Consider the following 10,462-nt stretch of genomic DNA (forward strand, 5'->3'; position numbering starts at 1 on the left):
CCTGGTCGGGATTGGTGCGCGGACGGCGCGGACGCCGTGGGCGGCGAGCAGCACCGCTCTCGGCCGCCTCGTTGAGTTCGGCTTGAGCGGCCAGACCTGCCGGTGAGAAATTCTCGAACCGTGGAGCCGGCTCGGCTGCCGCCACGGTCTCGGACGGCGAAGCGGGCTCTGCCTGCACTTCAGTCTGTCCCGAGGCCTCGTTGCGCTGCTGCTGGCCGCCTTGTTCGGCCGAAGCATAGTCGCGCTGGCCGTTCTGGCCGTAGCCGCCGTTAGGGCGACGATCGCGATGGCGCCCGCCATTGTTGTTGTCGCGGCCGCTGTTGTTGCGCCCGCCATTGTCACGCCCGCCATTGTCGCGCCCGCTATTGTCACGATTGTCGCGACCGTCCCGGTTTAGCGCAACCTCGGCCGGCATGCCCTCGATCACCGGCTGCGGGCCAGCGCCGTGGTTGACCACGGGAATCTGTGGATCGGAACCAGCATTGCCGCTGCTATTGGACGCCCCACTGTTGCCGGCCCCACTGTTGCCAGCATTGTCGAACTCGTCGCGATCCTCATCGCCGTCCTCGTCGAACTCGTCGCGGTTCTGCTGGACGTTCTGGATCGGCATCTGTGCCTGCGCGGCGGCAATGATGCGATTGTAGTGCTCGGCGTGCTGGAGATAGTTCTCCGCCATGACCCGGTCGCCGGAACTTTGCGCATCGCGGGCCAAGGTGGCGTATTTTTCGGCGATCTGCTGAGCCGATCCACGGATCTTCACGTCCGGGCCGTTGCTCTCGTAGTTGCGCGTCAGGGGATTTGGTCCCTTGCGGTTGTTGTTATTGTTATTGTTATTGCCACCGCCGCCGCCATTGTTGTTGCGACCGCGCATGCGCCTGTTCTGCTGTTGTGGCCTCATTAGACTCTCTTCATAGTGAAATTTTCGAAAAACTCTTCACGAACGGAGGCGCTCATGCAGCCAGCCGTTTCGTTTCTTCACCGGCGTTCGCCCGCATCGATTGCGTTGGCGCCACGTGCCATCCTGTTCCGGTTACATCACTTGCCGGACGATTCCCGCACGAAGCTTGGGCGTCGTTTGCGCAAGAAGGCAGCTATTTCCAAGGAAACCGAATCGCTAAGAGCACTGCCTGCTTCGTCTCATCCGGTAAGGCGACCCTAGCTGCATTCCCCGGCATTGCCAAGCGGTTTTTTCGCACTGCGTCAAGGTGTTGCCCGTTGAAAAACAAGAACCCTGTCGTTTCCGCCGAGATCGCAAAACACCTCGCCGCCCGCGTAACCGGCCGCGCCAAATATATCGTTGACCTCGTTGCTTTGCGTGTGGCCGATCTCGACCGCAATCCTGCCTTCGGCTTTCAGAAACCTTGCCGCCTCGGCGGCGATGATCCTGTAGGGGTTCAACCCATCCACGCCGCCATCCAAGGCCAGGCGCGGGTCGAAATCGCGGACTTCGTCCTGCAGATTTCCAATGTCTTGCGAAGGTATATAGGGAGGGTTTGCGGCAATTACATGGTATCGGCCGGAAACTTTTTCGAACCAGTCCGACTGAACCGTCATGAACCGGCCGCCGAGCCCGAACTGCACGGCATTGCGGGCCGCCATTGCCAGTGCGCCGGCGGAAATGTCGACACCGGTGGCGGTCGCCGCCGGCACGACGCTCAGCAGCGCCAGGGCAATGGCGCCCGTGCCGGTGCCGAGGTCGAGGATGCGGCATACCCCCTCCCGTGCGGCCACCGCCTTGACAAAGGGCAGCACCGCCTCGACCAGTGTCTCGGTGTCCGGTCGCGGCTCCAGCGTCTCCGGTGACAGCGACAGGCGCAAACCGTAGAATTCGCGATAGCCCAGGATGCGATGCACCGGCTCGCCACCGGCTCGCCGTCTCAGGGCGTCGTCGATCGCGGCGATGGCGTTTGCGTCGATCATGCGTTCGGGGTCGGCGATGGCCTGCGTACGCGTCGTGCCGGAATAGTGCTCGACGATCAGCCGCGCATCGAGCGCGGGATCATCGACACCGGCCGCGGCAAGATTGGCCCGCGCTTTCCGCAGCAGCGGCCCCAGCGCCTCGGGCGAATGCTCAGCCATCGAGGCCGATATCGGCCAGCAGCTTCGATTGGTGATCGGCGATCAGCGCCGCGACGATTTCGTCGAGTTCACCCATCATCACCCGGTCGAGCTTGTAGAGCGTCAGGTTGATGCGGTGGTCGGTGACGCGGCCTTGCGGAAAATTGTAGGTGCGGATGCGCTCCGAGCGGTCGCCGGAGCCGACCTGCGACTTGCGCGATTCGGAACGCTCCTCATCCGCCTTGCTGCGCTCCATGTCATAGAGCCGGGCCCGCAGGATCTGCATGGCCTTGGCCCGGTTCTGGTGCTGCGACTTCTCCGCCTGCACCACCATGATACCGGTCGGCAGATGGGTGATGCGGACCGCCGAATCGGTGGTGTTGACGTGCTGGCCGCCGGAGCCCGAGGCACGCATCGTGTCGATGCGGATGTCCTCGGCCCTGATGTCGATGTCGACCTCTTCCGCTTCCGGCAGCACGGCGACGGTGGCGGCGGACGTGTGGATGCGCCCGCTGGCCTCGGTTGCAGGCACCCGCTGGACGCGATGCACCCCGGACTCGAATTTCAGATGGGCGAACACACCCTTGCCCGAGATCGTGGCGATGATTTCCTTGAAGCCGCCGGCATCGCCGTCGCTCGCCGATACCGTTTCGAACCGCCAGCCGCGTTCGGCGGCGTAGCGCTCATACATGCGAAACAGGTCGCCGGCGAAGAGCGCCGCCTCATCGCCACCGGTGCCGGCGCGGATTTCGAGGATGGCGTTCTTGTCGTCGGCGGCATCCCTGGGCAGAAGCAGGATCTGGATGTCCTTCTGCAGCGCCTCGATGCGATCTTCCACTCCAGGCAGATCGGCTTCGGCGAGCGCCCGCATCTCGGCGTCTGTGCCCTTGTCGGCGAGCATCGCTTCGAGGTCGGCCTGCTCATGCTCGGCCGAGCGCAATTCCCTGACCTTGGCCACCATGTCCTGCAACTCGGCATATTCCGATGCCATCTTCACATAGGCATCCGGCGCCGGTCCGGCCGACATCTGCGCTTCGAGCATCTCGAAACGCTTAACGACTTGATCCATACGATCGCGGGGCAAATTGACCATGATGCGGGTGCTACAACGGGATCGAGCGGTCGTCGGCGAAGGCCTGCAGCAACGCCCGCATCGGCAGCCCTTGCGCCGGCGCCATCAGATTGTCGTCGAAGAAAGCCTTCAGCTCCTCCAGCGGCAGCTCCGTCAGCATCGCCTTGACCGGGCCGATCGAGGCTGGCGACATCGAGATCGAGCGGAAACCGAGGCCGATCAGCGCCATCGCCGAGATCGGCTTGCCGGCGAGTTCACCGCACAGGGTGACGGGCGTATGATTGCGTGCGCCGGCGTCGGCGATCTGCTTGAGCACGCGCAGAAATGGCGCCGAGAGCGTGTCGAAGCGATTGGCCAGTTGCGTATTGCCGCGGTCGACCGCCATGACGAACTGGAACAGGTCGTTCGACCCGACCGAGACGAAGTCGACCGCCTTCATTAGTTCGTCGAGCTGGAACAGAAGCGACGGCACTTCCAGCATGGCGCCCAGCTTGAGACTGGTCGGCAGGTGGTGGGCGAAGCGTGAGAGATGCCGCACCTCGCGGTCGATGATTTCGCGCGCCTGGGCGATTTCGCCAAGTTCGGTCACCATCGGCAGCATCAACTTGAGTTCACGCCCGCCGCTGGCCTTGAGCAAGGCGCGGATCTGGGTGCGCAGCAAGCCCGGCCGGTCGAGCGTCAGGCGGATCGCGCGCCAGCCGAGCGCGGGATTTTCTTCCTGGATCGCGCCCTTGAAGTAGGGCAGCACCTTGTCGCCACCGATGTCGATGGTGCGGAAGGTGACCGGCTTGCCGCGCGCGGCCTCGAGCACGTCGCGATAGAGTTTTTCCTGGGCCTCGGCGCGTGGAAAGGTCGAAGCGACCATGAATTGCAGTTCCGTGCGGAACAGGCCAATGCCGGCAGCTCCCGCCTCGGCAAGCTGCGGCAGGTCGACGGCAAGCCCGGCATTCATCAGCAGATCGACCTGGACACCGTCCCTGGTCGTCGACGGCTTCTTGCGCAGCTCGCGGTAGACCTCCTGCCGGCGCGCCCGGAACCGCACCTTTTCGGCATAGGCGGCTTCGAGATCGGACTGCGGCCGCAGATGGATCGCGCCTTCCTCGCCGTCGACGATGATGGGGTCGCCGTTTTCCGCCATGGAAACGGCGCCCTTCATCTGGCCGGCGACCGGAATACCCATGGCGCGCGCGACGATGACGACGTGGCTGGTCGCCGCGCCATCCTCGAGCACCAGGCCACGCAGCTTGTCACGCGGATAATCGAGCAGTTCGGCAGCGCCCATCGAGCGGGCGACGATGATGGCGTCCTTCGGCAGCGAGGCCGCGACATCCTCGGGCCCGCGGCCCATCAACTGGCGGAGCAGCCGGTTGGCGAGATCGTCGAAATCGCTCATCCGCTCGCGCAGGTAGGGATCGGTCATGTGCAGCATGCGGGCACGCATGTCGCTCTGCACCTTTTCCACCGCCGCTTCCGCTGTCAGGCCGTTGCGGATCGCCTCTTCCAGCCGGCGCACCCAGCCGCGGTCGTTGGCGAACATGCGGTAGGCTTCCAGCACCTGGCGATGCTCGCCCTCGAAGGCGACATCGCGGCGTTCCAGCATGTCGTCGATCGAGAGCCTGAGCGAACCGAGCGAGGCTTCGAGCCGGCGGACCTCTTCCTCGCTGTCCTCGTTGAACAGATTGGTGACGACGATGCGCGGCTCGTGCAGCACGACATGGCCAAGCCCGACGCCGTCGTTGAAGGACAGGCCGGTGAAGCTGACGGGCCGGCGCAGGTCGAGTTCGAGGCCCGGCCGGGTCAGCCGCGCCAGATCGCCGGTGGCGATCATCTCGGCGATGACCATGGCGGTGGTTTCCAGCGCCTCGACCTCGTCGTCGCGGTAGTGGCGCATGGTCTTGTTCTGGACAACCAGGACGCCGAGCGTACGCCCTGCCCTGAGCACCGGGACGCCGAGGAAGGAATTGTAGATCTCCTCCCCGGTCTCCGGCAGGTAGGCGAAGGCCGGATGTTCCTGTGCGTTGGACAGGTTGAGTGGCCTGGCACTCGCCGCGATCGTACCAACCAGGCCTTGTCCCAGCCGCAGTTGCGCCAGGTGGACAGCGTTCGGGTTCAGGCCTTCGGTGGCGTAGAGTTCGAGCACCGAATCGGCGCGCAGCACATAGAGCGAGCACACTTCGGCGACCATGTTGGAGGCGATGTCGCGCACGATGCGGTCAAGCCGCTCCTGCGGCTCCAGCGGCTCCTGCATGAGCTCGCGGAGCCGTTTCAGCAAAACGCGCGGGCCGCTGGCCTGGTCACGCATCGCGGCTTCTTCTCCAATGAAACACTTGCCGCCGCAGTTTCCGCCGCGGCCGGCATGCGCGCAACAACTGATTCAGTCTTGCTACTGCTTATCCAGACCGTAGACGGAATGCAAAGTGCGAACCGCCAGTTCGGTATAAGGACCGTCGATCAGTATCGAAATCTTGATCTCGGAGGTGGTGATTGCGCGGATGTTGATCGCCTTGTCGGCCAGCGCCTTGAAGGCGGTTGCGGCAACACCCGCATGGCTCCTCATGCCGATGCCGATGACCGAAACCTTCGACATGCCGGCTTCCGACTGCACGACATCGTAGCCGATCTCGGCCTTCAGCCGGTCGAGCACGGCCAGCGCCTTGTCGACATCGCCCGACGGCACGGTGAAGGTCATGTCGGTCAGCTTGCCGTCCTCGGAGATGTTCTGGACGATCATGTCGACATTGATGTTGGCCTCGGCCAGCGGGCCGAAGATACCGGCGGCGACGCCTGGCCGGTCGCCGACACGGCGCAGCGAAATCTGCGCCTCGTCCTTGGCGTAGGCAATTCCGGTGACGACCTGCTGTTCCACGATCTCTTCCTCGTCGCAAATGAGCGTTCCCGGAGGATTGAGCAAATCCCCCATTCCGGGCGCATCGGGATCGTCGAAGGACGACCGCACGAAGGTACGCACCCTGTGCACCATGGCAAGCTCGACCGAACGCACCTGTAGAACCTTGGCGCCGAGCGAGGCCATTTCAAGCATTTCCTCGAAGGAGATCTTGGCCAGCCGGCGCGCCTTCGGCTCGATGCGCGGGTCGGTGGTGTAGACCCCGTCGACGTCGGTGTAGATGTCGCAGCGGTCAGCCTTGACCGCGGCGGCGATCGCCACGGCGCTGGTGTCGGAGCCGCCGCGGCCAAGCGTTGCGATGCGGTTGTCCGGTCCGATGCCCTGGAAGCCGGCGACGACCGCCACCTGCCCCTCGCCAAAGCGCTTGACCAGGAAGGCGCCGTCGATGTCGAGGATGCGCGCCGCGCCATGCGCGTTGTCGGTCTTGATCGGGATCTGCCAGCCCTGCCAGGAACGCGCGTGCACGCCCATGTTCTGCAAGGTGATGGCAAGCAGGCCGGCCGTGACCTGTTCGCCGGAAGCGACGACCGCGTCATATTCGCGTGCGTCGTGCATTGGCGAGGCCTCGCGCGTCCAGCCGACCAGTTCATTGGTCTTGCCGGCCATCGCCGAAACCACCACCGCCACCTCGTGGCCGGCATCGACTTCGCGTTTGACGTGACGCGCCACGTTGCGGATGCGGGCGATGTCGGCGACGGAGGTTCCGCCGAATTTCATCACGATACGCGCCATGGAAGCGAAATGCCTTTGACTGGAGCCGGCCCGGAGCCGAAAACGGAAGAAAAGCGCCCGGCTGGCGCCGGCTGCTGGATGCGCGGCCTCCTTAGCCAAATGAGGAAGGTTTCGCAAGGCTGACCGCAGCAACACGGAATATTGCCTTCCAGGCCGGCGCCGCTTACCAAATGCTGCTTGCGGGGAATTCCTTTGGTTCGGCATAACTGATGATCGCTCGTCTTCGGCGCGCCATGCGATTGCAACCGCTCCCGATTGTCGCCGGCTTCGCCGCGCTGGCGCTGATCGTCGGCGCCCGAGCCGTGCTCGTCGAGAGCCAAAGGGCCAATCGTGCCGCCGCGCGCGAAACAATCGAATACCAGGAGCAGCTTTCCGGGCTGCTTTCACTGGCGCAAGACGCCGAGAGTAGTCAGCGCGGCTACCTGTTGACCGGTGAAAAATCCTATCTGGAGCCTTATCGGAAGGCCGTCGAGGCAATTCCGGGACAATTGGCGCGGATCGAGAGCGCGGCCACTCCCGACGACCAGATCGTCCAGCAGATCAGCCACATCAAGGAAGCGCTTTCGCAAGAGCAGGCTGAGTTGTCCCAGACGATCGCCCTCTATGATCGAGGCGATGCGGCAAAGGCCCTGCAACTGGTCCGCAGCGGCCAGGGCAAGGCGGCCATGGACGAAATCCGGGCCAGCATGGACACGATCCGACGTATTGGCGCCGCCGCCGTGGCCGCGCGAGACGAGCAAACCGACCGGGTCGAGGCCTGGTTGCGCATCGGCTCGCTGGCTGCGTTGCTGGCGATTTTCCTGCTTGGCGTCTGCACCATCCGTCAATCCCGCCGCCGCTTCCGCGATGTGCTCGTCGTCCAGGAAGAGCTGATGCGCAAGAACATCGAGCTCGGCAACGAGATCCAGACGCGGGAAAATGCCGAATCCCAGATGCGCCAGATGCAGAAGATGGAAGCCGTCGGGCAGTTGACCGGTGGGATCGCTCACGACTTCAACAACATGCTGGCGGTCATCCTCAGCGCGATGAACCTTGCCCAGCGCAAGCTGAAACGGGGCGAACATGACATTGAAAAGCTTGTCGAGGCCGCGACGGACGCGGCCAGCCGTGCCGCCGATCTGACCTCCCGCTTGCTTGCCTTCTCCCGCCTGCAGCCTTTGGCGCCGCAGGTTGTCGACACCAACCGGCTGTTGACCGGCATGTCAGATCTTCTGCGCCGTTCCCTGGGTGAAGGCATCCGCATCGAAACCGTGCTGGCGGGCGGCCTGTGGAAAACCCATGCCGATCCTTCCCAACTTGAGAACGCGATCCTCAATCTGGCCATCAATGCCCGCGATGCCATGGATAATGACGGCAAGCTGACCATCGAGACCGTCAACAGCCACCTCGACGAGGCCTATGCATCGACGCATGCCGAGGTCGCGCCTGGCCAATATGTGATGATTGGGGTAACCGACACCGGTGCGGGCATGTCGCCTGAGATTATCGCCAGGGCCTTCGAGCCCTTCTTCACGACCAAGCCGGCCAACAAGGGCACGGGACTTGGGCTGAGCCAGGTGTTCGGTTTCGTCAAACAGTCAGGCGGCCACGTCAAGATCTACTCCGAGCCCGGCGAAGGCACGACGATCAAGATCTATCTGCCCCGGTTTTTTGGACCAGAGGAGCCGGTAGCGCCCGCCGGGCACGGCAAGAGCGCCGCCAAGGTCACCGAGACGATCCTCGTCGTCGAGGACGATGCCCGCGTGCGGGCTGCCACGACCGAGGTCATGCGCGAACTCGGCTACACCGTCATCCATGCGGCAGGCGGACCGGAGGCCCTTCAGAAGCTCGCCGCGACACCCGGCATCGCCCTGCTTTTCACCGACATCGTCATGCCGGTGATGAATGGCCGCAAGCTCGCCGAAGAAGCGCTCGCGCGCCAGCCCGGATTGAAAGTCGTCTTCACCACCGGCTTCACCAGGAACGCCGTGGTCCACAACGGCGTGCTCGACCATGACGTGCACTTCCTGGCCAAGCCGTTCACCATCGAGCAGCTGGCGGCCAAGCTGCGCGACGTGCTGGACTCGAAATAGGCTGGCCTTTGGTCGGCCAGTCACTTTGTCAGCATTGAAAATTGTTGCCTTGACATTCGATGCCTCACGCCCGACTTCGTAGCGTCCGAGGAGACCAACCTATGCCTGAGCCCCGACGATCGACGATCGATGCCGGAGAAGTGGAACGCTTTTCCGCCCTTGCCGCCGAATGGTGGAACCCGAACGGCAAGTTTCGTCCGCTGCACAAATTCAATCCGGTCCGGCTTTCCTATATCCGCGACCAGATCGCGGCGCGCTTCGGTCGCGACCCGCGCGCGGCGCGGCCGTTCGAAGGCCTGCGTATCCTCGACATTGGCTGCGGCGGTGGCCTTTTGTGCGAGCCGATGGCGCGGCTCGGCGCCGAGGTGATCGGAGCGGACGCTTCCGAAACGAACATCGAAGTGGCGAAACTGCATGCCGCCGAGGGCAATGTGAGCATCGACTATCGCGCCACGACGGCGGAAGATCTCGCCGAGGCCGGCGAAAAATTCGATGTCGTCCTCAACATGGAAGTGGTCGAACATGTCGCCGACATCGACCTGTTCGTCGCCAAATGCGGCGAGATGGTCAAGCCCGGCGGCATCATGTTCGTGGCCACCATCAACCGCACGCTGAAGGCGCTCGGCCTCGCTATCATCGGCGCCGAATATGTGTTGCGCTGGCTGCCGCGCGGCACTCATCAGTTCGGCAAGCTGGTGCGCCCGGAGGAGCTGGAAAAGGCGCTGGACGGCGCCGGCCTGACCATCATCGACCGCACCGGCGTCACCTACAATCCGCTTGCCGACCGCTGGGCGCGGTCGAAGGACATGGACGTCAACTACATGGTGCTGGCGGAAAAGGGATCGGTCTGATCGACCTCTTTTCCTGTAATTCCCACCAAGGATGTGTTGAGATTCAGGTCAGGCCGCGTCGAAAGCGGCTGATACCGAGAACCGGAGCGGAGCGTACTTCTGGCACGTGAGCACCGGAAGCGCGGGTATCAGCCGTTTGCAGGCCGGCCTCACCTGAATATCGATAAGTCCTAGGCGTCGAGCGGCCGATAGCCACCCCGCCAATAGATCAGCGCCTGGCCGCTGTCTCGGGTGCGCACCGCTTCGACGGAACCGATGACGATGGAATGCGTGCCGCGGTCGATCATCTCGTCGAGGCTGCAGTCGAAGGCGGCCACGGCGTCCGAAAGCAGCGCGGCTCCAGTCTTCAGCGTCATCCAGTCGGCGCCCTCGTAGCGATCTTTGCCCTTGATGCCGCCAAAGCCGGAGAAGCGCTCCGCCACGTGCTGGTGCTGAGGTCCGAGCGAATTGACGCCGAAATGCCGATGGCGCTCGATGACCGGCCAGGTCGATGACGACCGGTTGACGCATGCGATCACCTTGGGCGGCTCCGCCGACAGCGAGACCACCGAAATGACGACGAGGCCGGAACGGTCGTCGCCAACGCCGGCGGTGATGACGCTGACATTGCCGACGATGAGCCGCATGGCGGCGCGAAAATCCGCTACTTCGACCATCGCTCGCTCCTTTGACTACGCCGCCGACTGTATCGCGGCCGGCGCGATGCGGATGCCTCTCTGTTCGAGAATAGGCAAGACGTTGTCGCGGAAATAGGGGAATTCCTCTGCATAAT

At 63.8% G+C, this 10,462-nt stretch carries 8 protein-coding genes; 2 read left to right on the plus strand and 6 right to left on the minus strand.

The features are described from left to right. The 5 genes from EOA36_RS15885 to EOA36_RS15905 all read right to left on the minus strand — a co-directional run. On the minus strand, window positions 1–898 hold an 898-nt coding region (locus EOA36_RS15885), incomplete at its 3' end, for a DUF4167 domain-containing protein (RefSeq protein WP_127278441.1). Between the two features lie 302 nt (window positions 899–1,200). After that, complete coding sequence (gene prmC / locus EOA36_RS15890; RefSeq protein ID WP_127278442.1) at window positions 1,201–2,079, minus strand: peptide chain release factor N(5)-glutamine methyltransferase; 879 nt, start codon at window positions 2,077–2,079, stop codon at window positions 1,201–1,203. Next, window positions 2,072–3,151: a peptide chain release factor 1 gene (gene prfA / locus EOA36_RS15895; protein WP_127278443.1), complete on the minus strand. Its 1,080-nt coding sequence runs from the start codon at window positions 3,149–3,151 to the stop codon at window positions 2,072–2,074. Before prfA ends, prmC begins: the two co-directional genes overlap by 8 nt. A 10-nt stretch (window positions 3,152–3,161) precedes the next feature. Next, complete coding sequence (ptsP, locus tag EOA36_RS15900; protein WP_127278444.1) at window positions 3,162–5,432, minus strand: phosphoenolpyruvate--protein phosphotransferase; 2,271 nt, start codon at window positions 5,430–5,432, stop codon at window positions 3,162–3,164. Window positions 5,433–5,513: 81 nt separating this feature from the next. Then, window positions 5,514–6,767 (minus strand): aspartate kinase, encoded by a 1,254-nt coding sequence (locus EOA36_RS15905; RefSeq protein ID WP_127278445.1) that lies wholly within the window; start codon window positions 6,765–6,767, stop codon window positions 5,514–5,516. Between the two features lie 233 nt (window positions 6,768–7,000). Between EOA36_RS15905 and EOA36_RS15910 the strand changes: the two genes are divergently transcribed. Then, window positions 7,001–8,839 (plus strand): CHASE3 domain-containing protein, encoded by a 1,839-nt coding sequence (locus tag EOA36_RS15910; RefSeq protein ID WP_127278448.1) that lies wholly within the window; start codon window positions 7,001–7,003, stop codon window positions 8,837–8,839. A gap of 101 nt (window positions 8,840–8,940) precedes the next feature. Continuing rightward, complete coding sequence (ubiG, locus tag EOA36_RS15915; protein ID WP_127278446.1) at window positions 8,941–9,690, plus strand: bifunctional 2-polyprenyl-6-hydroxyphenol methylase/3-demethylubiquinol 3-O-methyltransferase UbiG; 750 nt, start codon at window positions 8,941–8,943, stop codon at window positions 9,688–9,690. A 170-nt stretch (window positions 9,691–9,860) separates the two neighbouring features. Here ubiG and EOA36_RS15920 read toward each other — a convergent pair whose 3' ends face one another. Further along, entirely contained in the window at window positions 9,861–10,346 is a 486-nt protein-coding gene (locus EOA36_RS15920; RefSeq protein ID WP_127278447.1) for a flavin reductase family protein, read from the minus strand. Between the last annotated feature and the right edge of the window lie 116 nt (window positions 10,347–10,462).

This window comes from Mesorhizobium sp. M8A.F.Ca.ET.021.01.1.1 (genome assembly GCF_003998025.1).
Classification (GTDB): Bacteria; Pseudomonadota; Alphaproteobacteria; order Rhizobiales; family Rhizobiaceae; genus Mesorhizobium.

Coding starts and splice junctions, on each gene's coding strand:
- EOA36_RS15905 (WP_127278445.1), bottom strand. CDS start 6,767: ATGGCGCGTATCGTGATGAAATTCGGCGGAACCTCCGTCGCCGACATC.
- EOA36_RS15910 (WP_127278448.1), top strand. CDS start 7,001: ATGCGATTGCAACCGCTCCCGATTGTCGCCGGCTTCGCCGCGCTGGCG.
- EOA36_RS15920 (WP_127278447.1), bottom strand. CDS start 10,346: ATGGTCGAAGTAGCGGATTTTCGCGCCGCCATGCGGCTCATCGTCGGC.
- prmC (WP_127278442.1), bottom strand. CDS start 2,079: ATGGCTGAGCATTCGCCCGAGGCGCTGGGGCCGCTGCTGCGGAAAGCG.
- prfA (WP_127278443.1), bottom strand. CDS start 3,151: ATGGTCAATTTGCCCCGCGATCGTATGGATCAAGTCGTTAAGCGTTTC.
- ptsP (WP_127278444.1), bottom strand. CDS start 5,432: ATGCGTGACCAGGCCAGCGGCCCGCGCGTTTTGCTGAAACGGCTCCGC.
- ubiG (WP_127278446.1), top strand. CDS start 8,941: ATGCCTGAGCCCCGACGATCGACGATCGATGCCGGAGAAGTGGAACGC.